This is a genomic window from Variovorax gossypii, assembly GCF_003965815.1.
GTDB lineage: Bacteria > Pseudomonadota > Gammaproteobacteria > Burkholderiales > Burkholderiaceae_C > Variovorax > Variovorax gossypii.
This window is the reverse complement of record NZ_RXOE01000001.1, coordinates 1,470,118-1,492,656: the sequence shown is the minus strand read 5'-3', so window position 1 is coordinate 1,492,656 and position 22,539 is coordinate 1,470,118. Positions and strand designations below refer to the sequence as shown.

22 protein-coding genes and 1 tRNA gene are annotated in these 22,539 nt (G+C 64.8%); 22 read left to right on the top strand and 1 reads right to left on the bottom strand.

Annotated elements, in window-relative coordinates:
- Window positions 1-56: 56 nt before the first annotated feature.
- Window positions 57-428, bottom strand: a complete 372-nt coding sequence (locus EJP69_RS07000; RefSeq protein ID WP_019653399.1) for an Hsp20/alpha crystallin family protein — start codon at window positions 426-428, stop codon at window positions 57-59.
- A 124-nt stretch (window positions 429-552) separates the two neighbouring features.
- On the opposite strand from EJP69_RS07000, the gene EJP69_RS06995 reads away from it, so the two are divergent.
- From EJP69_RS06995 to EJP69_RS06890, 22 genes are all read left to right on the top strand, one after another.
- Window positions 553-1,842 (top strand): branched-chain amino acid ABC transporter substrate-binding protein, encoded by a 1,290-nt coding sequence (locus EJP69_RS06995; RefSeq protein ID WP_126469156.1) that lies wholly within the window; start codon window positions 553-555, stop codon window positions 1,840-1,842.
- A gap of 32 nt (window positions 1,843-1,874) precedes the next feature.
- Window positions 1,875-3,035, top strand: coding sequence for a pyridoxal phosphate-dependent aminotransferase (locus tag EJP69_RS06990; RefSeq protein ID WP_126469155.1), 1,161 nt, complete (start codon window positions 1,875-1,877; stop codon window positions 3,033-3,035).
- Window positions 3,036-3,113: 78 nt separating this feature from the next.
- Entirely contained in the window at window positions 3,114-4,061 is a 948-nt protein-coding gene (locus EJP69_RS06985) for a DMT family transporter (protein WP_126469154.1), read from the top strand.
- Window positions 4,062-4,149: 88 nt separating this feature from the next.
- Window positions 4,150-4,416, top strand: coding sequence for a 30S ribosomal protein S15 (rpsO, locus tag EJP69_RS06980; RefSeq protein WP_007837783.1), 267 nt, complete (start codon window positions 4,150-4,152; stop codon window positions 4,414-4,416).
- A gap of 206 nt (window positions 4,417-4,622) precedes the next feature.
- A complete protein-coding gene (gene pnp / locus EJP69_RS06975) occupies window positions 4,623-6,938 on the top strand; it encodes a polyribonucleotide nucleotidyltransferase (RefSeq protein WP_093204797.1) in 2,316 nt (771 codons plus the stop codon).
- Between the two features lie 91 nt (window positions 6,939-7,029).
- Window positions 7,030-8,028 (top strand): NAD(P)H-quinone oxidoreductase, encoded by a 999-nt coding sequence (locus EJP69_RS06970; RefSeq protein ID WP_126469153.1) that lies wholly within the window; start codon window positions 7,030-7,032, stop codon window positions 8,026-8,028.
- Between the two features lie 20 nt (window positions 8,029-8,048).
- Window positions 8,049-8,813: a triose-phosphate isomerase gene (gene tpiA / locus EJP69_RS06965; RefSeq protein WP_371287190.1), complete on the top strand. Its 765-nt coding sequence runs from the start codon at window positions 8,049-8,051 to the stop codon at window positions 8,811-8,813.
- Between the two features lie 37 nt (window positions 8,814-8,850).
- Window positions 8,851-9,252: a preprotein translocase subunit SecG gene (gene secG / locus EJP69_RS06960; RefSeq protein ID WP_093204804.1), complete on the top strand. Its 402-nt coding sequence runs from the start codon at window positions 8,851-8,853 to the stop codon at window positions 9,250-9,252.
- Window positions 9,253-9,371: 119 nt separating this feature from the next.
- A tRNA-Leu gene (locus tag EJP69_RS06955) sits at window positions 9,372-9,456 on the top strand.
- 67 nt (window positions 9,457-9,523) lie between these two features.
- Window positions 9,524-9,883, top strand: coding sequence for an NADH-quinone oxidoreductase subunit A (locus tag EJP69_RS06950; RefSeq protein ID WP_012748607.1), 360 nt, complete (start codon window positions 9,524-9,526; stop codon window positions 9,881-9,883).
- A gap of 15 nt (window positions 9,884-9,898) precedes the next feature.
- Window positions 9,899-10,378: a NuoB/complex I 20 kDa subunit family protein gene (locus tag EJP69_RS06945; protein WP_007837763.1), complete on the top strand. Its 480-nt coding sequence runs from the start codon at window positions 9,899-9,901 to the stop codon at window positions 10,376-10,378.
- Window positions 10,379-10,391: 13 nt separating this feature from the next.
- A complete protein-coding gene (locus tag EJP69_RS06940; protein ID WP_093204806.1) occupies window positions 10,392-11,003 on the top strand; it encodes an NADH-quinone oxidoreductase subunit C in 612 nt (203 codons plus the stop codon).
- Window positions 11,004-11,008: 5 nt separating this feature from the next.
- Window positions 11,009-12,262 carry an NADH-quinone oxidoreductase subunit D gene (locus EJP69_RS06935; RefSeq protein WP_093204809.1) on the top strand — a complete coding sequence of 418 codons (1,254 nt, stop codon included), beginning with the start codon at window positions 11,009-11,011 and terminating at the stop codon, window positions 12,260-12,262.
- A gap of 10 nt (window positions 12,263-12,272) precedes the next feature.
- On the top strand, window positions 12,273-12,830 hold the full coding sequence (locus EJP69_RS06930) for an NADH-quinone oxidoreductase subunit NuoE family protein (protein WP_126469152.1): 558 nt from the start codon (window positions 12,273-12,275) through the stop codon (window positions 12,828-12,830).
- On the top strand, window positions 12,830-14,170 hold the full coding sequence (nuoF, locus tag EJP69_RS06925; RefSeq protein ID WP_093204812.1) for an NADH-quinone oxidoreductase subunit NuoF: 1,341 nt from the start codon (window positions 12,830-12,832) through the stop codon (window positions 14,168-14,170). The genes EJP69_RS06930 and nuoF overlap by 1 nt, the downstream gene beginning before the upstream one ends.
- Before the next feature lie 17 nt (window positions 14,171-14,187).
- Window positions 14,188-16,359 carry an NADH-quinone oxidoreductase subunit NuoG gene (nuoG, locus tag EJP69_RS06920; RefSeq protein ID WP_093300646.1) on the top strand — a complete coding sequence of 724 codons (2,172 nt, stop codon included), beginning with the start codon at window positions 14,188-14,190 and terminating at the stop codon, window positions 16,357-16,359.
- Window positions 16,356-17,435, top strand: a complete 1,080-nt coding sequence (nuoH, locus tag EJP69_RS06915) for an NADH-quinone oxidoreductase subunit NuoH (protein ID WP_019653386.1) — start codon at window positions 16,356-16,358, stop codon at window positions 17,433-17,435. Before nuoG ends, nuoH begins: the two co-directional genes overlap by 4 nt.
- 17 nt (window positions 17,436-17,452) lie before the next feature.
- Window positions 17,453-17,974, top strand: a complete 522-nt coding sequence (gene nuoI / locus EJP69_RS06910; RefSeq protein WP_019653385.1) for an NADH-quinone oxidoreductase subunit NuoI — start codon at window positions 17,453-17,455, stop codon at window positions 17,972-17,974.
- Between the two features lie 38 nt (window positions 17,975-18,012).
- The gene (locus EJP69_RS06905) at window positions 18,013-18,672 is read left to right on the top strand and encodes an NADH-quinone oxidoreductase subunit J (protein WP_093204817.1); all 660 of its coding nucleotides are present in this window, start codon (window positions 18,013-18,015) and stop codon (window positions 18,670-18,672) included.
- Entirely contained in the window at window positions 18,669-18,977 is a 309-nt protein-coding gene (gene nuoK / locus EJP69_RS06900; RefSeq protein WP_093204819.1) for an NADH-quinone oxidoreductase subunit NuoK, read from the top strand. Before EJP69_RS06905 ends, nuoK begins: the two co-directional genes overlap by 4 nt.
- Before the next feature lie 7 nt (window positions 18,978-18,984).
- Window positions 18,985-21,018, top strand: coding sequence for an NADH-quinone oxidoreductase subunit L (gene nuoL, locus EJP69_RS06895; protein ID WP_093204822.1), 2,034 nt, complete (start codon window positions 18,985-18,987; stop codon window positions 21,016-21,018).
- Between the two features lie 24 nt (window positions 21,019-21,042).
- The gene (locus EJP69_RS06890) at window positions 21,043-22,521 is read left to right on the top strand and encodes an NADH-quinone oxidoreductase subunit M (protein ID WP_093204825.1); all 1,479 of its coding nucleotides are present in this window, start codon (window positions 21,043-21,045) and stop codon (window positions 22,519-22,521) included.
- Window positions 22,522-22,539 lie beyond the last annotated feature (18 nt).

The window sequence follows — 22,539 nt, the reverse complement described above, 5'->3', positions numbered from 1 at the left end:
TTTAAAGTCAAAAAGCGGGCCTTACTAACATTTTCCTCTTGTGGGCATAGGCCGAATTAGTTGATTTGCAACTGCGTGGCCTGGCTCACCGGCACAAGCTTGCCGAGCTTCAGCGTGAGCACGCCGTTCTCGAGCTTCGCTTCGCTGGCGGCCACGTCGATGTCCTGCGGCAGTTCGTAGGCGGCCTTGAACTGGCGCTTGGCTTCTGCCTTGCTTTCGATGCGCAGGACGGCGCCTTCGATGCTGATCGCGAGGTCTTCGCGCGCGAAGCCCGGAACGTCGAGCGAGAGGGTCCAGCTCTTGTCGTCCTGCTCCACCAGGGGCGAGCGGCGGGCGCCTGCGAAGGCTTCGTTCACGAAGCGTTCGAACGAGCGGTCATACGCGCGGGGAGCGAAGCGGGCGGTGCGAAGGGTAGGGGCGAAAAACATGATGAAGAACTCCTGAATCAACACAATGGGGACAAGGAATGTGTGTCCCTTACACTGCGCGGCCGTTCAATCGTGAGTGCCGCTTGAGACCTCATCTAGGCGCAGCGGCACGCGTTTCAAGACAATGAATCCCCCCTTTAATTTGCGTCGCGAGGCCTTGAAATTCGCGGCGCTGGCGCTATGCGCGAGGCCCTTCGCAGCGCTTGCGCAGACGCCTCCCGCGCCCATTCGCCTGGCTCTCATCGAAAGCATGAGCGGGCCCTTCGCCAACACCGGAGAGGCGGTGTTCCGCAACCTGCTGTGGGCGGTGGAGCGCGTGAATGCGCGCGGCGGGGTCAAGCTGCCCGGTGTTCCCGGAGGTGCGCGCCCGTTGCAGCTCGACCGCTACGACAGCAAGGGACAGAACGAGGAAGCGCTTTCCGCGCTGCGCGCCGCGCTGGACGACGGCGCACGCATCGTGCTGCAGGGCAATTCGTCGGCCACGGCTGCGGCGCTGGTCGATGCCATCGACAAGAACAACGAGCGCGATCCTTCGCGGCGCGCGATCTTCCTGAACTACGCGGCGGTCGATCCCTCGCTCACGAACGAGCGCTGCAGCTTCTGGCACTTCCGCTTCGACGCGCACGCCGACATGCGCATGGCCGCGCTGATGGACGTGGTGAAGGACGACGCAACGCTCAAGCGCGTCTACCTGATCGGGCAGGACTACAGCTTCGGCCAGGCCGTGCTGCGCGAAGCGCGCAGGCAGCTCGGCGCGCAGCGGCCCGACGTGGAGATCGTCGGCGACGAGCTGCACCCCATGGGCAAGGTGAAGGACTTCGCGCCCTACGCCACGAAGATCATCGCCAGCGGCGCGCAGGCGGTGGTCACGGGCAACTGGGGCAACGACCTCACGCTGCTGGTGAAGGCAGCGCGCGAAGCGGGCTTCAACGGCAGCTTCTACACCTTCTACGGCAATGCGCTGGGCGCGCCGGCGGCCATCGGCGACGCGGGCATCGGGCGTGTGGTCGCGGTGGCCGACTGGCTGCCCAACGTGCAGACGGCACAGTCCGAGGCCTTCTATCGCGCCTTCCGGGCGCGCTTTCCGAAGCCATCCGACGACTACGTGCACATGCGGCTGCAGCTGATGATCGAGGCGCTCGTGCAGGCCGTCGAGCGCGCCGGCAGCGTCGAAGCGGTGCCGGTGGCGCGTGCGCTGGAGCAGGCCGACGTGAGCCTGTACGGCCAGCGCGGGCGCATGCGCGCGGCGGACCACCAGTTCCAGCAGCAGCTCGTGGTCGGCGTGATGGACCGGCAGGGCAGGCCGGGCGTGCAGTTCGACGTGGAAGGCTCGGGCTACGGCTTCCGCGTGGTCAAGACGATCGCCCCCGAACGCGCCGAGCTGCCGACCTCGTGCAAGATGAAGAAACCTTGACCTGAAGTTGACGAAGAACAGGAACACCGGATATGCGTGAAGCCATCCACAACCTCGAAGCATCGAAGATCCGCGAAGTCGCCAATGCCGGCATGGGCCGCGACGATGTGCTGGCCTTCTGGTTCGGCGAGAGCGACGAAGTCACTCCCGAGGTGGTCCGCCAGGCGGCCATCGAATCGCTGCAGCGCGGCGAGACCTTCTACGCCCACAACCTCGGCCTGCCCGAGCTGCGCGAAGCCATCGCGCGCTATTCGAGCGCGCTGCATCCGACGATCGATGCGGCGCGTATCGCCGTCACCTCGGGCGGCGTGAGCGCACTGATGCTCGCGGTGCAGGCGCTGGTCGATGCGGGCGACGACGTGGTCGCCGTCACGCCCGTGTGGCCCAACCTGACAGCGCAGCCCGCCATCATGGGCGCGCACGTGCGCACGCTGCCGCTGGTGCCGGTGAACGGCCAGTGGACGCTCGACCTGCCGGCGCTGCGCGCGGCGGTCACGTCGACGACGAAGCTGCTGATCGTCAACGCGCCGAACAATCCCACGGGCTGGACCATGACCCGCGAGGAGCAGCAGGCCGTGCTCGACCATTGCCGCCAGACCGGCACCTGGATCCTGGCCGACGAGGTGTACGAGCGGCTCTACTTCGAGCCCACGCCCAACGCCTGCGCGCCGAGCTTCCTCGACATCTCGAAGCCCGACGACCGCCTGGTGGTCACGCACAGCTTCTCCAAGAGCTTCCTGATGACCGGCTGGCGCCTGGGCTGGCTGGTGCTGCCGCCCTCGATGGTGGACGACATCGGCAAGCTGATCGAGTTCAACACCTCGTGCGCCAGCGTGTTCACGCAACGCGCCGCCATCGCCGCCATCGAGCACACGGCCGAGATCACGCCGCGCGTGGTGGCGCACCTCAAGCAGTGCCGCGACACGCTGGTGCCGCTGCTGGCTGCGCTGCCGGGCGTGCAGGTGGCGCCGGCCAAGGGCGGCATGTACGCCTTCTTCCGTCTGGAAGGCTTCGGCGATTCGCTCGAGGTGGCCAAGCGGCTGGTGGCCGAGGCCGGCCTGGGCCTCGCGCCGGGCAATGCCTTCGCGCCCGAGGCGCAGGGCTGGCTGCGCTGGTGCTTCGCTTCGAAGGACCCGCAGCGGCTGGAGAAGGGCGTGGAGCGGCTGCGCGACTGGCTGGCGCGGCAGAAGTAGCACGCCGGCTGCAATTTCGTTCAATACGCGGCGCGCAGGGGCCGCGAAGCTCGGGTTTTCTTTTCGGAAAGGCCCGAGATGTCGTCGCAACGGTTGAAAGGCATGGCGCTTTGCGCGCTGGCAATGGTCACGGTCGGGAGCACGGTGGTGGCCAGCAAGGTCATCGCGGCGGGGCTGCCGCCTTTCACCGCGACCGCGCTGCGCTTCGCGCTGGCGCTGCCGGTGTTCCTGGTGCTGCTGCGGCTGACCCGAGCGCCGTGGCCGAGGCCCGATCGGCGCGACCTGGCGCTGCTGGTGTGCCAGGCCGGGCTGGGAAGCGTGGGCTACACCGTGCTGTTGATCCTCGGCGTGCGCTGGGCGCCGGCTGCCAGCGCGGGCGTGGTGGCGGGCACCTTGCCGGCGGTGGCGGCGCTGGTGGCGGTGATCGCGCTGCGCGAGCGGCCGGGGCGGTATCTGGTGGGCAGCATCGTGCTGGCGACGGCCGGGGTGCTGGCGATCAGCTGGCCTGGGGCGGGGGCGGTTTCGGCAGGGGACTCGAAATCCCCTGCGGCGCTGATCGGCAACCTGCTGGTGCTGGGCGCCGTGGTCTGCGAGGCGATGTTCATCCTGCTCAACAAGCGGCTGCGGGTGCCGGTGAGTCCGCTCGCGCTGTCCACGCTGATGACGGCTTTCGGGCTGCTGCTGTCGCTGGTGCCCGCCCTGTTCGAGCGGGCCTGGGTGCAGCCCCTGCCTGCGGACGCCCTGGCCGGTGTCGCCTACTACGCGCTGGTGCCCACGGTGCTGGGCTTCGTGCTGTGGTTCGCCGGATCTTCCCGGCTGAATGGGGCCGAGGCGGCGCTTTTCACCGCCGTGCTGCCGGTTTCGGCGCTGGTGCTGGCGGCGCTCTGGCTGGGCGAAAGCATCAGCCCGGGCCAGATCGGCGGGGCCGCCTGCGTGCTGGGTGCGGTGGGGCTGGCGTCGCTCGACGGAAGGCCTTCCGGGCCTTCCAAGGGGGCGAAAAGCCCGGGAAGGGCGGTCGGGCTATAATTCCAAGGCTTTGCATGCCGCAAGGCGCACGGCGAGGGCAGTTCCAGTCCCCGCCGCAAGTCAAACATCCCGGAACAAGGAAATCAACATGATCGCAGCCTCCATCAAGGCCGAAGTTGTCAAGGACAACGCCCGCGCCGCCAACGACACCGGCAGCCCCGAAGTGCAAGTCGCACTGCTGACCGCCCGCATCAACGAGCTCACCCCTCACTTCAAGACGCACGCCAAGGACCACCACGGTCGTCGCGGCCTGCTGCGCATGGTGAGCCGCCGTCGCAAGCTCCTCGACTACCTCAAGTCCAAGGATGCCGACCGTTACACCGCGCTGATCGCCAAGCTGGGTCTGCGCAAGTAATCCAAATCGCATGAAAAAACGCCTGGGTTAGTCCGCTAGCTCAGGCGTTTTTTACTTCGCGATCCACTTTCGGAGTGCCCAAACAGAGCGAAGCTGTGTCATTCCAATGAAGTTCTCCCCGAGCTTCGCTGGAATGGCATCGTGTTCTGAGAAGCCTCCGTCACCTGCGGACTCCGTGTAGTTCGCTATCAAAACAGGAGCAAAACATGAGCCTCTTCAACAAAGTCACCAAGTCGTTCCAATGGGGCGACAAGACCGTGGTCATGGAAACGGGCGAAATCGCCCGCCAGGCCAGCGGTGCAGTGCTCGTCGACATCGACGGCACCGTCATCCTCGCGACCGTGGTCGCCTCCAAGTCGGCCAAGCCCGGCCAGGACTTCTTCCCGCTGACCGTCGACTACATCGAGAAGACCTACGCCGCCGGCAAGATCCCCGGCAGCTTCTTCAAGCGCGAAGCCAAGCCCAGCGAACACGAAACGCTGACCAGCCGCCTGATCGACCGCCCGATCCGCCCGCTGTTCCCCGAAGGCTTCCTGAACGAAGTGCATGTGGTCATCCACACGATCTCGCTGAACCCCGAAGTCGACGCCGACATCGCCGCCATGATCGGCGTGAGCGCCGCGCTGTCGATCTCCGGCGTGCCGTTCAACGGCCCGATCGGTGCCGCCCGCGTGGGCTACATCAACGGCCAGTACGTGCTGAATCCGGGCCAGACCGCCCGCAAGGATTCGCAGATGGACCTCGTCGTCGCCGGTACGCAAGCCGCCGTGCTGATGGTCGAATCCGAAGCCCTGCAGCTCAGCGAAGAAATCATGCTGGGCGGCGTGGTGTTCGGCCACGAGCAGGCCAACATCGCCATCAACGCGATCCATGAACTCGTGCGCGACGCCGGCAAGCCCGTGTGGGACTGGCAGGCGCCCGCCGAAGACGAGGCCTTCGTCGCCAAGGTCAAGGGCCTGGCCGAAGACAAGCTGCGCGCCGTCTACCAGATCCGCAGCAAGCAGGCACGTACGCAAGCCCTGCGCGAAGCCAACGCCAGCGTTCTCGAGGCCCTGAAGGCCGAAGGTGCCGAATTCGACTCCGGCAAGGTCAGCGACCTGCTGTTCGCCATCGAATCGAAGATCGTGCGCAGCCAGATCCTGTCGGGCGAACCCCGCATCGACGGCCGCGACACGCGCACCGTGCGCCCCATCGAGATCCGCAACTCGGTGCTGCCCCGCACCCACGGTTCGGCCCTGTTCACGCGCGGCGAAACGCAGGCGCTGGTCATCACCACGCTCGGCACCGAACGCGACGCGCAGCGCATCGACGCGCTGGCCGGCGAGTACGAAGACCGCTTCCTGTTCCACTACAACATGCCTCCTTTTGCCACCGGCGAAGTGGGCCGCATGGGCTCGACCAAGCGCCGCGAAATCGGCCACGGCCGCCTGGCCAAGCGCGCGCTCGTCGCCGTGCTGCCGAACAAGGAAGAGTTCCCGTACACGGTTCGCGTGGTGTCGGAAATCACCGAGTCGAACGGCTCGTCGTCGATGGCATCGGTGTGTGGCGGCTGCCTCTCGATGATGGACGCCGGCGTGCCCATGAAGGCGCACGTGGCCGGCATCGCCATGGGCCTGATCAAGGAAGACAACCGCTTCGCGGTGCTGACCGACATCCTGGGCGACGAAGATCACCTGGGTGACATGGACTTCAAGGTGGCCGGCACGACCAACGGCATCACCGCCTTGCAGATGGACATCAAGATCCAGGGCATCACCAAGGAGATCATGCAGGTCGCACTGGCACAGGCCAAGGAAGCGCGCATGCACATCCTCGGCAAGATGCAGGAAGCGATGGGCGAGGCCAAGGCCGACGTGTCGCAGTTCGCTCCGCGCCTGACCACGCTGAAGATCAACCCCGAGAAGATCCGCGACGTGATCGGCAAGGGCGGCGCCGTCATCCGCGGCCTGCAGGAAGAGACCGGCACGACGATCAACATCGACGAAGACGGCACCATCACCATCGCCTCGACCGATCCGGAAAAGGCCGAGCTGGCCAAGAAGCGCATCGAGCAGATCACGGCCGAAGTCGAAATCGGCAAGGTCTACGAAGGCCCGGTCACCAAGATCCTGGACTTCGGCGCGCTCATCAACCTGCTGCCCGGCAAGGACGGCCTGCTGCACATCAGCCAGATCGCGCACGAGCGCGTCGAGAAGGTGACCGACTACCTGAGCGAAGGCCAGATCGTGAAGGTCAAGGTCCTGGAAACGGATGAGAAGGGCCGCGTCAAGCTGTCCATGAAGGCCCTGACCGAGCGTCCGGCCGGCATGGAATACAGCGAGCGCCCGCCCCGCGAAGACCGTGGTGACCGCGGCGAGCGTCGTGAACGCGGCGACCGTGGCGATCGCGGTGACCGTGGTGGTGATCGCGGCGACCGCGGCGAACGCGCACCGCGCTTCAACGGCGAGCAGCAACAGCAGCCGCGCAGCGAAGCCCCTGCCGGCGAGCAGCCGCAGCAGGCCCCGCGCGAGCCTCAGGAGTAAGAAGGGCGCAACGGCGGTCCCTGTGGCTGCCGCTGCTATCTTTTGAACGTCAAGCTTCGCCCCATCTGCGGGCGTTGGAGGCCGAAAGACCATGAAAGCCATTGAAATCACTTCGTACGGCGCCCCCGAGGTGCTGCGCGTCGCCGAGCGTCCCGACCCTGTGGCGGGCGCGGGCGAGCTGCTGATCCGCGTCGCGGCGAGTGGCGTCAATCGTCCGGACGTGTTGCAGCGCAAGGGGCACTATCCCGTGCCGCCGGGCGCGTCCGATCTGCCAGGCCTCGAAGTGGCTGGCGAGATCGTCTCGGGCGACGCCGCGGCGCTGGCCGAGGCGGGCTTCAAGGTCGGCGACCGCGTCTGCGCGCTGATCGCCGGCGGCGGCTATGCCGAGCTGTGCGTGGCGCCCGTGGCGCAGTGCCTGCCCGTGCCCAAGGGGTGGAGCGATCTCGAGGCGGCGTCGCTGCCCGAGACCTTCTTCACCGTCTGGAGCAACGTGTTCGAGCGCGGCCGCCTGCAGAAGGGCGAGACGCTGCTGATCCAGGGCGGCTCGAGCGGCATCGGCGTCACGGCGATCCAGATCGCCAAGGCGCTCGGCGCCATCGTGATCGTCACGGCCGGCAGCGACGACAAGTGCGAAGCCTGCCTCAAGCTCGGCGCCGACCACGCCATCAACTACCGCACGAGCGACTTCGTCGAAGAGGCGAAGAAGCTCACTGGTGGCAAGGGCGTGGACGTGGTGCTCGACATGGTTGCGGGCGATTACGTGGCGCGCGAGGTCGAATGCCTGGCCGAAGACGGTCGTCTGGTCATCATCGCGGTGCAGGGCGGCGTGAAGAGCGAGATCAATGCGGGCCTCGTGCTGCGCAGGCGGCTCACGATCACCGGCTCGACGCTGCGTCCGCGGCCGGTGGCGTTCAAGGGTGCCATCGCCAAGGCGTTGCGCGAGAAGGTCTGGCCGCTGCTGGAAAGCGGCGCGATCAAGCCCGTGATCCATAGCACCTTTGCTGCAGCAGGTGAGCCCAGCGGCGCGGCCCGGGCTCATGCGCTGATGGAATCGAACCAGCACATCGGCAAGATCGTGCTGACATGGTGAGTGACGAGAAGACGAACGCGATGACAACCAAGAAGAAGCTGATCGCCGGCAACTGGAAGATGAACGGCAGCCTGGCTGCCAACGAGGCGCTGGTGAAGGCCCTGCAGCAGGGCCTGGCCGCAAGCCCGGCGGCTTGCGACGTGGCCCTGTGCGCGCCCGCGCCTTACTTCGCGCAACTGCAATCGCTGCTGGCGGGTTCGCCGGCGCTGGGGCTCGGTGCGCAGGACATTTCGGCGCATCCGCAAGGTGCGTTCACCGGCGAGCAGTCGGCCGCGATGCTGAAGGACTTCGGTGTGCGCTATGCCATCGTCGGTCATTCGGAGCGCCGGCAGTATCACGGCGAGACCGACGATGTGGTCGCTGCCAAGACGGCTGCGGCGCTGGCCGGCGGCATCACGCCGATCGTGTGCGTGGGCGAAACGCTGGCACAGCGCGAAGCAGGGCAGACCGAAGAAGTCGTCAAGCGCCAGCTGGCTGCGGTCATTCATGTGAACGGCCATTGCATCAGCGAGATCGTCGTGGCGTACGAGCCTGTGTGGGCCATCGGCACGGGCAAGACGGCTACGCCTGAACAGGCGCAGGCGGTGCACGCAGTGCTGCGCGCACAGCTGCATCACGCGGCGAGCGAGCATGCCGCCGGCATCCGCATCCTCTACGGTGGCAGCATGAATGCGGCGAATGCCGCCGAGCTGCTGGCACAGGCCGACATCGATGGCGGCCTCATCGGTGGCGCATCGCTCAAGGCGCCCGACTTTCTGCAGATCATTTCCGCCGCTGCGCGCTGAACGCGCAACGGCTGCATCAAATTAGGAGTAAGAACGAATGAACCTGGTCCTCAACCTTCTGGTCGGCGTGCAGATGCTGGCTGCCCTCGCAATGATCGGCCTGATCCTGATCCAGCACGGCAAGGGTGCCGACATGGGCGCGGCCTTCGGCAGCGGCAGCGCGGGCAGCCTGTTCGGTGCCAGCGGCAGTGCCAACTTCCTCTCGCGCACAACGGCGGTGCTCGCTGCCGTGTTCTTCGCATGCACGCTGCTGCTTGCCTATTTCAGCCACGCGCGTCCCGCTGGCGGCGGCAGTCTTCTGGAGCGTGCAACGGTGGGTGCGCCTGCTGCGCCGACCTCCGGTGCGGCCAACGAAATTCCTGGTGCTGCTGCTCCCAATGCTCCTGCTTCGGCTCCTGCAGCCCCTGTTTCGGGTGCGGGCCAGATTCCGAGCAAGTAATCAACTCGTTTTCATGAGTTGCCCGTGAGAAATGGCTCCATTTCAGGGTAAACTCTAAATCTGTTCGGAAAGCCAAATTCCTCTTGCAGGTACCTCATGCCATCCGAACAGAAAAAACCGCGGTCGTGGTGAAATTGGTAGACACGCTATCTTGAGGGGGTAGTGGCGAAAGCTGTGCGAGTTCGAGTCTCGCCGACCGCACCAAATCTCATCGGCAGAAAGCCTCATCCAGAGGTTCTTCCTGCCGGTGGCAAGCGGTGAAAAACTCTCGATGAATCTCGACTCCTACCTCCCCGTCCTTTTGTTCATTCTGGTCGGAGTCGGCGTAGGCGTCGCCCCTCAGGTCATCGGATACATTCTCGGCCCCAACAGGCCCGACGCCGCAAAGAACGCTCCCTACGAGTGTGGCTTTGAAGCCTTCGAGGATGCGCGCATGAAGTTCGACGTGCGCTATTACCTCGTCGCGATTCTCTTCATCCTGTTCGATCTCGAGATTGCCTTTCTCTTTCCGTGGGCCATTGCGCTCAAGGAGATCGGTGCTGTCGGCTTCTGGGCCATGATGATCTTTCTCGCCATCCTCGTCGTGGGCTTCGCCTACGAGTGGAAAAAGGGTGCGCTCGACTGGGAATGACAAGGAAGAAACACGATGGCCATTGAAGGCGTTCTCAAGGAAGGCTTCGTCACCACGACCTACGATTCGGTCGTCAACTGGGCGAAGACTGGTTCTCTCTGGCCGATGACCTTCGGCCTTGCATGCTGTGCGGTGGAGATGATGCATGCGGGCGCCGCCCGCTACGACATCGACCGCTTCGGCATGCTGTTCCGCCCCAGCCCGCGCCAGTCCGATCTGATGATCGTGGCCGGTACGCTGTGCAACAAGATGGCTCCGGCTCTGCGCAAGGTCTACGACCAGATGCCCGAGCCGCGCTGGGTTCTCTCCATGGGTTCGTGCGCGAATGGCGGTGGCTACTACCACTACAGCTATTCGGTCGTGCGCGGCTGCGACCGCATCGTGCCGGTCGACGTCTATGTTCCGGGTTGCCCGCCCACCGCCGAGGCCTTGCTCTACGGCGTGATCCAGTTGCAGCAGAAGATTCGCCGCACCAACACCATTGCCCGCGCCTGAGGGACTGCCGACGATGACTGACTTTGCAATTTCGCCGGAGGTGCTGCGCGCCACCGTCGCCGAGACTCTCGGCGCCAAGGCCAAGAGCGTGACCGTTGCCCTCGGCGAAGTGACCGTCGTGGTCGGCGCCGCCGACTATCTCGAAGCCTCCTTGCTGTTGCGCGATGCGCCCGGCTGCCGCTTCGAGCAACTGATCGATCTCTGCGGCATGGACTACTCCAGCTACCGCGAAGGCGAGTGGCAGGGTGCGCGCTATGGTGTCGTTTCCCACCTGATGTCTGTGAGCCTCAACCAGCGCCTACGCCTCAAGGTGTTCGCGGACAGCGATGACTTCCCCGTCGTCGACTCGCTGCAGTCCGTCTGGAATGCCGCCACCTGGTTCGAGCGCGAGGCCTTCGACCTCTACGGCATCGTGTTCGAAGGTCACGACGACCTGCGTCGCATCCTGACCGACTACGGCTTCATCGGTCATCCGTTCCGTAAGGACTTCCCGGTGTCGGGTCACGTCGAGATGCGTTACGACGAAGAACAGAAGCGCGTGGTCTACCAGCCGGTTTCCATCGAGCCGCGCGAAATCACCCCGCGCGTGATCCGCGAAGACAACTACGGCGGCGGTTTGCACTGACTGATATGGCCGAAATCAAGAACTACACACTCAACTTCGGTCCCCAGCACCCGGCAGCGCACGGCGTGCTGCGCCTCGTGCTCGAGCTGGACGGCGAAGTGATCCAGCGTGCCGACCCCCACATCGGCCTGCTGCACCGCGCCACCGAGAAGCTCGCCGAATCGCGTACCTTCATCCAGTCGCTGCCGTACATGGACCGTCTCGACTACGTGTCGATGATGAGCAACGAGCACGCCTACTGCCTCGCCATCGAGCGGATGCTGGGCCTCGAGGTGCCGGAGCGCGCGCAGTACATCCGCGTGATGTTCGCCGAGATCACCCGCCTGCTGAATCACCTGCTGTGGCTCGGTGCTCACGGCCTGGACTGCGGTGCGATGAACATGCTCATCTACTGCTTCCGCGAGCGTGAAGACCTGTTCGACATGTACGAGGCCGTTTCCGGCGCGCGCATGCACGCGGCGTACTTCCGTCCGGGTGGCGTGTACCGCGACCTGCCGGATGCGATGCCGCAGTACAAGGTCAGCAAGGTCAAGAACGCGAAGGCCATCGAGAAGCTCAACGAGAACCGCCAGGGCTCGCTGCTCGACTTCGTCGACGACTTCTGCAAGCGCTTCCCGAAGATGGTCGACGAGTACGAGACGCTGCTCACCGACAACCGCATCTGGAAGCAGCGCACCGTGGGCATCGGCGTGGTCTCGCCGGAGCGCGCGCTGAACCTCGGCTTCACCGGCCCCATGCTGCGTGGCTCGGGCATCGAATGGGACCTGCGCAAGAAGCAGCCCTACGACGTCTACGACCGCATGCAGTTCGACGTGCCCGTCGGCAAGACCGGCGACTGCTACGACCGCTACCTGGTTCGCGTCGAAGAGATGCGCCAGGCCAACCGGATCATCCAGCAGTGCTCGGCCTGGCTGCGTGCCAACCCCGGTCCTGTCATCACCGACAACCACAAGGTCGCCGCGCCTGCGCGCGAATCGATGAAGGCGAACATGGAGGAGCTGATCCACCATTTCAAGCTCTTCACCGAAGGCTTCCATGTGCCCGAAGGCGAGGCGTATGCCGCCGTCGAGCATCCGAAGGGCGAGTTCGGCATCTATCTCGTGAGCGACGGCGCCAACAAGCCGTACCGCTTGAAGATCCGCGCCCCTGGTTTCCCGCACCTCGCCGCCCTCGACGAAATGTCGCGCGGTCACATGATCGCCGACGCTGTCGCGGTGATCGGCACGATGGACATCGTGTTCGGCGAGATCGACAGGTGAGAAAGAGCGAATGACTTCCTCGACCCACCACCATGACACGGCGCCCTCGGCGCCTTCTGCCCCTCTGGAGCCTGCGATCCTCGAGCGCTTTGCGCGCGAGGTGGCGAAGTACCCCGAAGCGGGCAAGCAGTCGGCCGTGATGGCCTGCCTGTCCATCGTCCAGCAGGACGAGGGCTACGTCAGCCTGCAGCGCGAGCGCGAGATCGCCGAGTACCTCGGCATGGCGCCCATCGCCGTGCACGAGGTGACGACCTTCTACAACATGTACAACCAGCATCCGGTGGGCAAGTTCAAGCTCAACGTGTGCACCAACCTGCCTTGCCAGCTGCGCGATGGCGTCACCGCCCTCGTGCATCTCGAGAAGAAGCTCGGCATCAAGATGGGCGAGACCACGGCCGACGGCCTGTTCACGCTGCAGCAGAGCGAATGCCTCGGCGCCTGCGCCGATTCGCCCGTGATGCTGGTCAACGACCGCACGATGTGCAGCTTCATGACCAACGAGAAGCTCGACCAGCTGGTCGACGGCCTGCGCAACGCCGCGCCGGCCACCAAGGGGGAGGCTTCCTGATGTCACCCGAACAAGTGCTCCAGCAGTTCCAGGCGACGGGTGTCCAGACCTGTTTCCATGACCGCCACATCGAGCCGCAGATCTACGCGGGCCTCGATGGCACCAACTGGCGCCTGGCCGACTACGAGGCGCGCGGCGGCTACCAGGCCCTGCGCAAGATCCTCACCGAGGGCCTCACGCCCGACCAGGTGATTGCCGAAGTCAAGGCCTCGGGCCTGCGCGGCCGCGGCGGCGCCGGTTTCCCGACGGGCCTGAAGTGGAGCTTCATGCCCCGCCAGTTTCCGGGCCAGAAGTACCTCGTCTGCAATTCGGACGAAGGTGAGCCGGGTACGTGCAAGGACCGCGACATCCTGCAGTTCAACCCGCACATCGTCATTGAAGGCATGGCCATCGCCGCATACGCGATGGGCATCAGCGTGGGCTACAACTACATCCACGGCGAGATCTTTCAGACCTACGATCGCTTCGAGGAAGCGCTTGAAGAAGCGCGCGCCGCCGGCTACCTCGGCGACAAGATCATGGGCAGCACGTACAACTTCCAGTTGCACGCGGCTCATGGCTTCGGCGCCTACATCTGCGGCGAGGAAACCGCGCTGCTCGAATCGCTCGAAGGCAAGAAGGGCCAGCCGCGCTTCAAGCCGCCGTTCCCGGCGAGCTTCGGCCTGTACGGCAAGCCGACCACCATCAACAACACCGAGACCTTCGCGGCGGTGCCCTGGATCATCCGCAACGGCGGCCAGGCCTACCTCGAGTGCGGCAAGCCGAACAACGGCGGCACCAAGATCTACTCGGTGAGCGGTGACGTCGAGCTGCCCGGCAACTACGAAGTCCCGATGGGCACCCCGTTCTCCAAGCTCCTCGAGCTGGCCGGTGGCGTGCGCAAGGGCCGCACGCTGAAGGCGGTGATTCCCGGTGGTTCGTCTGCCCCGGTGCTGCCTGCGTCGATCATGATGGACTGCACGATGGACTACGACTCCATCTCCAAGGCCGGCTCGATGCTGGGCTCGGGCGCGGTCATCGTCATGGACGACAGCCGCTCGATGGTCGAGTCGCTGCGCCGCCTGTCGTACTTCTACATGCATGAGTCCTGCGGCCAGTGCACGCCCTGCCGCGAAGGCACGGGCTGGCTCTACCGCGTGGTGGACCGCATCCACAACGGGCAGGGCAGGGCGTCCGACATGGACCTGCTGAACTCGGTGGCCGACAACATCCAGGGTCGCACGATCTGCGCCCTCGGCGACGCGGCGGCGATGCCGGTGCGCGCCATGATCAAGCATTTCCGTCACGAGTTCGAGGCCCTGATCCCGGGCTACGTACCGAAAGCGCCCGTCAAGGCCTGAGCGCGAGAAACACACATATGGTTGAAATCGAACTCGACGGCAAGAAGGTCGAAGTCGCCGAAGGCAGCATGGTCATGCATGCGGCCGACAAGGCCGGCACGTACATCCCGCACTTCTGCTATCACAAGAAACTGAGCATCGCGGCCAACTGCCGCATGTGCCTCGTGGACGTGGAAAAGGCGCCCAAGCCGATGCCGGCCTGCGCCACGCCCGTCACGCAGGGCATGATCGTCCGCACCAAGAGCGAGAAGGCCATCAAGGCGCAGCAGTCGGTCATGGAGTTCCTCCTGATCAACCACCCGCTGGATTGCCCGATCTGCGACCAGGGCGGCGAATGCCAGCTGCAGGATCTGGCCGTCGGCTACGGCGGTTCCTCTTCGCGCTACGAAGAGGAAAAGCGCGTCGTCTTCCACAAGGACGTCGGCCCGTTGATCAGCATGGAAGAGATGAGCCGCTGCATCCACTGCACGCGCTGCGTCCGCTTCGGCCAGGAAGTGGCCGGCGTGATGGAGCTCGGCATGTCGAACCGCGGCGAGCACTCCGAAATCGAAACCTTCGTGGGCGACTCGGTCGACTCCGAGCTCTCGGGCAACATGATCGACATCTGCCCGGTCGGCGCGCTCACGAGCAAGCCCTTCCGCTACAGTGCCCGCACCTGGGAACTGTCGCGCCGCAAGTCGGTGAGCCCGCACGATTCGACCGGCGCCAACCTGATCGTCCAGGTCAAGAACAACCGCGTGATGCGCGTGGTGCCGCTCGAGAACGAAGACGTCAACGAATGCTGGATCGCCGACCGCGACCGCTTCTCGTACGAAGCCCTCAACGGCCCGGAACGCCTGACGCAGCCCATGCTGAAGCAGGGCGGCCAGTGGCAGCAGGTCGACTGGCAGACGGCGCTCGAGTACGTCGCCAATGGCCTGAAGCAGATCAAGGCCGATCACGGCGCGCAGAGCATCGGTACGCTGGTCAGCCCGCACAGCACGCTCGAAGAGCTGCAGCTCGCCACCATGCTCACGCGTGAGCTCGGCAGCGACAACATCGACTACCGCCTGCGCAACGCCGAATTCTCGGCCTTCGAAGGCGTGCGCTGGCTCGGCACCTCGATCGCCTCGCTCACGCAAGTGCAGCGCGCGCTGGTCGTGGGCTCGAACCTGCGCAAGGAACACCCGCTGTTCGCGCAACGCATCCGCCAGGCCGTGCGCAAGGGCGCCGCGCTGTCGGTGATCACGTCGGCAAGCCTGATGGCCGACCGCGACGCCTGGGCCATCAACGTGGCGCAGTCGTCCATCGTCGAAGCCGGCCAGTGGGTCGAAGCACTCGCAGCAGTGGCCGCCGCCATCGGCGAGACCAACGGTGCAGCTGCGCCGCTGGCACCGAAGAACGCACCTGATGCCACCGCGAAGGCGATCGCCGCCTCGCTGCTGAGCGGCGAGCGCAAGGCCATCCTGCTCGGCAACGCCGCCGCGCACCACGCCCAGGCGAGCAGCCTGCTGGCGCTGGCCAACTGGATCGGCGCGCAGACCGGCGCCACCGTCGGCTACCTGACCGAAGCCGCCAACACCGTGGGCGCGCAGATCGTCGGCGCATTCCCGAAGAACGGCGGCCTCGATGCCGGCCGCATGCTCGCCGCCGGCTCCGGCCTGAAGGCCGTGCTGCTGCTGAACACCGAGCCGGTGTTCGACTCGGCCGCAGGTACTGCCGCCGCCGATGTCATCGGCAATGCGCAGATGGTCGTCACGCTGAGCCCCTTCAAGGCCAACCTCGAATTCAGCGACGTGCTGCTGCCGATCGCACCGTTCACCGAAACCCCTGGCACCTTCGTCAATGCCGAAGGCCGCCTGCAAGGTTTCCACGCCGTCGTGAAGCCGCAGGGCGAAACGCGTCCGGCCTGGAAGGTGCTGCGCGTGCTGGCCAACCTGCTGGGCCTGCCCGGCTTCGCGTTCGAATCGACCGCCGAAGTGCTGGCCACCGTGGGTGACAAGGGCGCGGTGCCGGCGAATGCGCTGAGCAATGCCACGTCCGCGAATGCCGCCGCTTCGAACGGCGCGGTTGCCGCACCCGTGGTCGCGAGCATCTACCAACTGGATTCGATCGTGCGTCGCGCACCGTCGCTGCAACTGACCGCCGACGCACGCAACGCATCGGCCGGTTCGAACGTGTCGGCTCGTGCCGAGGAGGCACTGGCATGATCGTCGACACCATTCATGGCTTCGGCCAAGGGCTGGTTGCCGCAGGCTGGTGGACCGGCGTGGTCTGGCCGGTGGTCTGGACGCTGATCAAGATCATCGTCGTCGTCATTCCGCTGATGCTGGCCGTGGCGTACCTCACGCTGTGGGAGCGCAAGGCCATCGGCTTCACGCAGATCCGCATCGGCCCGAACCGCATCGGACCGCTTGGCCTGCTCCAGCCGATCGCCGACGCGCTCAAGCTGATGACCAAGGAAATCATTCTTCCGACGGTCGCCAACAAGGGCCTGTTCCTGCTCGGCCCGATCATGACCATCATGCCGGCGCTGGCCGCGTGGGCCGTGATTCCCTTCGGTCCCGATGTGGCGCTGGCGAACATCAACGCCGGCCTGCTGTTCGTGATGGCCATCACCTCGCTCGAGGTGTACGGCGTGATCATCGCCGGCTGGGCATCGAACTCGAAGTACGCCTTCCTGGGCGCGCTGCGCGCCTCGGCACAGATGGTGAGCTACGAAATCGCGATGGGCTTCTGCTTCGTCGTGGTGCTGATGGTCACCGGCAGCCTGAACATGACGGAAATCGTCAACGTGCAGGGCAAGGGCATGTTCGCCAACATGGGCGTCGGCTTCCTGTCGTGGAACTGGCTGCCGCTGCTGCCGATCTTCGTCGTCTACTTCATTTCGGGCCTTGCCGAAACCAACCGCCACCCCTTCGACGTGGTGGAAGGCGAATCCGAAATCGTGGCCGGCCACATGATCGAGTACTCGGGCATGAGCTTCGCGATGTTCTTCCTGGCCGAGTACGCCAACATGTGGCTCGTCTCGATCCTGACCGTGGTGCTGTTCCTTGGCGGATGGCTGCCGCCGTTCGAGTTCCTGAGCTTCATCCCGGGCTGGATCTGGCTGGGCCTCAAGACCTTCTGCGTGGTCACCATGTTCCTGTGGGTGCGTTCGACGTTCCCGCGCTTCCGCTATGACCAGATCATGCGTCTGGGCTGGAAGATCTTCATTCCCGTCACGCTCGTGTGGCTGGTCGTGGTCGGTGGCTGGATGCAGACGCCGTTCAACATCTGGAAATAACAGGGAGCGCCAACATCATGTCTGCCGCGCACACCGCAACACCATCTGCGCCTTTCTCGCTCAAGGACTTCCTGAGCAGCTTCATGCTGTTCGAGCTGTTCAAGGGCCTGGCCATCACCGGCAAGTACGCCTTCGCCCGCAAGATCACGGTGCAGTTCCCCGAAGAGAAGACGCCGCTGTCGCCGCGCTTCCGCGGCCTGCACGCTCTGCGCCGCTATGAGAACGGCGAAGAACGCTGCATCGCCTGCAAGCTCTGCGAGGCCGTCTGCCCGGCGCTGGCCATCACCATCGAATCGGACGTGCGCGACGACGGCTCGCGCCGCACGACGCGCTACGACATCGACCTGACCAAGTGCATCTTCTGCGGCTTCTGCGAAGAAAGCTGCCCGGTCGACTCGATCGTCGAGACGCACATCTTCGAGTACCACGGCGAAAAGCGCGGCGACCTGTACTTCACCAAGGACATGCTGCTGGCCGTTGGCGACCGCTACGAGAAGGAAATCGCAGCGAACAAGGCGGCCGACGCCAAGTACCGCTGACCCGGTTCAGCCCGAAACCCGTACCAATTCGAATTCCAATGGACGTCAAGACCGGTCTGTTCTATCTGTTTGCCGTGGTGCTGCTGTTCGCAGCATTCCGCGTCATCACCGCCCGCAACCCCGTGTACGCCGCGCTGTACCTGGTTCTGGCCTTCTTCCAGGCATCGGCCATCTGGCTGCTGCTGCGCGCCGAGTTCCTCGCGATCTCGCTCGTGCTCGTGTATGTGGGCGCCGTGATGGTGCTGTTCCTGTTCGTGGTGATGATGCTGGACATAAACGTCGACAGCTTGCGGGAGGGCTTCTGGAAGCACTTCCCGCTGGCGGCGGGCGTGGGTGCGCTGATCGCGCTCGAGATGGCGGCCGTGCTCATGGGCGGCTTCCGCCTGGGCGAGGCACCGCGCGCCGTTGCCGGTGCGGCGGCCAACACTTCCAATACGCTCGAACTGGGCAAGCTGCTCTACTCCGAATATCTCTACCCGCTGGAAATCGCCGCGGTCATCCTGCTCGTGGCCATCGTGGCCGCCATCGCCCTGACGCTGCGCACCCGCAAGGACAGCAAGTACGTCAACCCGGCCGACCAGGTTCGCGTGAAGGCCCGCGACCGCGTGCGCATCGTGCAGATGCCGGCGACGCGTGCGGCCGAACCCGTTGCGGCTGAAGCAGCAGCTGCGGACGCTGCAAAGGAAAACAAGGCATGACGCTCACGCTCGGACACTTTCTTTCGCTCGGCGCGATGCTTTTCGCGCTGTCCGTGATCGGCATCTTCCTGAACCGCAAGAACCTGATCGTCCTGCTGATGGCCATCGAGCTGATGCTCCTCGCCGTCAACATGAACTTCGTGGCCTTCTCGCACTTCCTGGGCGACATGCACGGCCAGATCTTCGTGTTCTTCATCCTGACGGTGGCCGCGGCCGAGTCGGCCATCGGGCTGGCACTGCTGGTCCTGCTGTTCCGCAACAGGTCGAACATCAACGTCGACGAACTCAACTCGCTCAAGGGTTGACAGCAACATGAGCGCAACCCTTTCCGCATCCACACTGCTGGCCGTGCCGCTGGCACCCCTGGTCGGCGCAGCCCTTGCCGGCGTGTTCGGCACCAAGTTCGGCGGCAATCACATCGGCCGCAAGGTCACGCACTCGCTGACCATCCTCGGCGTGCTGGTCGCCTTCATCATCTCGGCGATGACGCTCAAGAGCGTGATCGCCGACGGCGCCCGCTTCAACGAGACCATCTACGAATGGATGGTGGTCGGCGGCCTGAAGATGGAAGTCGGCTTCATGGTCGACGGCCTCACAGCCATGATGATGTGCGTCGTGACCTTCGTGTCGCTGATGGTCCACATCTACACCATCGGCTACATGGAAGAGGACGACGGCTACAACCGTTTCTTCGCGTACATCTCGCTGTTCACCTTCTCGATGCTGATGCTCGTCATGAGCAACAACATGCTCCAGCTGTTCTTCGGCTGGGAAGCGGTGGGCCTGGTGTCGTACCTGCTGATCGGCTTCTGGTTCAACAAGCCGACCGCGATCTTCGCGAACATGAAGGCCTTCCTGGTCAACCGCGTGGGCGACTTCGGTTTCATCCTCGGCATCGGCCTGATCGCCGCCTACGCCGGCACGCTGAACTACACCGAGGCATTCGCCAAGGCGGGCACGCTGGCCGGTATCACCTTCCCGGGCACCGAGTGGATGCTCATCACGGTGATCTGCATCTGCCTGTTCATCGGCGCGATGGGCAAGAGCGCCCAGTTCCCGCTGCACGTGTGGCTGCCCGACTCGATGGAAGGCCCGACCCCCATCTCGGCGCTGATCCACGCAGCAACGATGGTGACGGCCGGCATCTTCATGGTGGCGCGCATGTCGCCGCTGTTCGAGCTGAGCGACACCGCCCTGAGCTTCATCCTCGTGATCGGTGCCATCACCGCGCTGTTCATGGGCTTCCTGGGCATCATCCAGAACGACATCAAGCGCGTGGTTGCGTACTCGACGCTGTCGCAGCTCGGCTACATGACGGTCGCGCTCGGTGCCTCGGCCTACTCGGTCGCGGTGTTCCACCTGATGACGCACGCGTTCTTCAAGGCGCTGCTGTTCCTCGGCGCGGGCTCGGTCATCATCGGCATGCACCACAACCAGGACATCCGCTGGATGGGCGGCGTGCGCAAGTACATGCCTATCACCTGGATCACCTCGCTGCTGGGTTCGCTCGCGCTGATCGGCACGCCGTTCTTCTCGGGCTTCTACTCGAAGGACAGCATCATCGAGGCTGTGCACGAAAGCCACCTGTGGGGCGCGAACTTCGCCTACTACGCGGTGCTGGCCGGCGTGTTCATCACGGCCTTCTACTCGTTCCGCATGTACTTCCTGGTCTTCCACGGCAAGGAACGTTACGACCAGAACCCCGATGCGCACCATGACGACCATGGTCACGGTCATGACGATCATGGTCACGGCCATGAGCACAAGCCGCACGAGTCGCCCTGGGTGGTCTGGCTGCCGCTGGTGCTGCTGGCAATCCCGTCGGTCGTGATCGGCTTCATGACGATCGACCCGATGCTCTTCGGCGAGTTCTTCAAGAACGCCATCTTCGTGGACGGTGCCAAGCACCACGCTATGAAGGAGCTGGAAGAGGCGTTCCACGGCCCGGTGGCCATGGCCATCCATGGCCTGCAGACGCCGCCGTTCTGGCTGGCGCTGGCCGGCGTGGTGCTGTCCTGGTACATGTACATGATCAACCCGGCGCTGCCGGCGGCGATCAAGCGTGCCTTCGGCCCGATCTACCGCCTGCTCGAGAACAAGTACTACATGGACTGGTTCAACGAGAACGTCATCGCCCGCGCCACGCGTGCCCTGGGCACCGGCCTGTGGAAGGGCGGCGACCAGGCCCTGATCGACGGCGCCGTGGTGAACGGTTCCTGGAAGGTGGTGGGTCGTATCTCCGGCGTGGTGCGCTGGATGCAGTCGGGCTACATCTACCACTACGCCTTCGCGATGCTGCTCGGCATCTTCATCCTGATGACGTACTTCGTCTGGTTCAAACGCTGAGCCTAGCGCTGGAGAAAAAGAAAAATGGGTTTGTTGAGCCTTGCCATCTGGGTGCCGATCGCATTCGGCGCCGTGCTGCTGGCGTTTGGCCGTGACGAGCACGCCAAGGGCGTGCGCTGGGTCGCGCTCGTCGGTGCCATCGTGAGCTTCCTGGTCACGGTGCCGCTGTTCACGCGCTTCCAGAACGGCACCGCCGCGATGCAGTTCGTCGAGAAGACGGGCTGGATCTCGCGCTTCAACGTCAACTATCACCTCGGGATCGACGGTCTGTCGCTCTGGCTGGTGCTGCTGACGTCGTTCATCACGGTCATCGTGGTGATCTCGGCCTGGGAAGTGATCACGGAGCGCGTGAACCAGTACATGGGCGCGTTCCTGATCCTGTCGGGCTTCATGATCGGCGTGTTCGCCGCGCTCGACGGCGTGCTGTTCTACGTGTTCTTCGAAGCCACGCTGATCCCGATGTACCTGATCATCGGTATCTGGGGCGGTCCGAACAAGATCTACGCGGCCTTCAAGTTCTTCCTCTACACCTTGCTCGGCTCGCTGCTGATGCTGGTGGCGCTGATCTACCTGTACAACAAGTCGGGCGGCAGCTTCGACATCCTGTCGTGGCACAAGCTGCCGCTGGGTTCGACCGCGCAGACCTTCCTGTTCTTCGCCTTCTTCGCGGCCTTCGCGGTGAAGGTGCCGATGTGGCCAGTGCACACCTGGCTGCCCGACGTGCACGTCGAGGCGCCCACGGGCGGCTCCGCCGTGCTGGCCGCGATCATGCTGAAGCTGGGTGCCTACGGCTTCCTGCGCTTCTCGATGCCGATCGCACCCGACGCCTCGCACGAATGGGCCTGGCTCATGATCGCGCTGTCGCTGATCGCCGTGATCTACGTCGGCCTGGTGGCGCTGGTGCAGCAGGACATGAAGAAGCTGGTGGCCTACTCGTCGGTCGCCCACATGGGCTTCGTGACGCTCGGCTTCTTCATCTTCAACGAGCTCGGCGTGTCCGGCGGCATCGTGCAGATGATTGCGCACGGCTTCGTGTCGGGCGCCATGTTCCTGGGCATCGGCGTGCTGTACGACCGCGTGCACTCGCGCCAGATCGCCGACTACGGCGGCGTGGTGAACACCATGCCCAAGTTCGCCGCGTTCGCGCTGCTGTTCGCCATGGCCAACTGCGGCCTGCCGGGCACCGCCGGTTTCGTGGGCGAGTGGATGGTGATCCTGGGTGCCGTGAAGGCCAATTTCTGGATCGGCCTCGGTGCAGCGACCGCACTGATCTTCGGCGCCGCCTATACCCTGTGGATGTACAAGCGCGTGTATCTGGGCCCGGTCGGCAACGACCACGTGAAGGAACTCAGCGACATCAATTCGCGCGAATTCCTGATGCTGGCACTGCTGGCCATCGCCGTGCTGTGGATGGGCCTGTTCCCGAAGCCGTTCACCGACGCGATGGACGCTTCCGTGACCGAGCTCCTGCGCCACGTGGCAGTTTCGAAGCTGCCTTCCTGATGCCACGCTGAAGAAGAG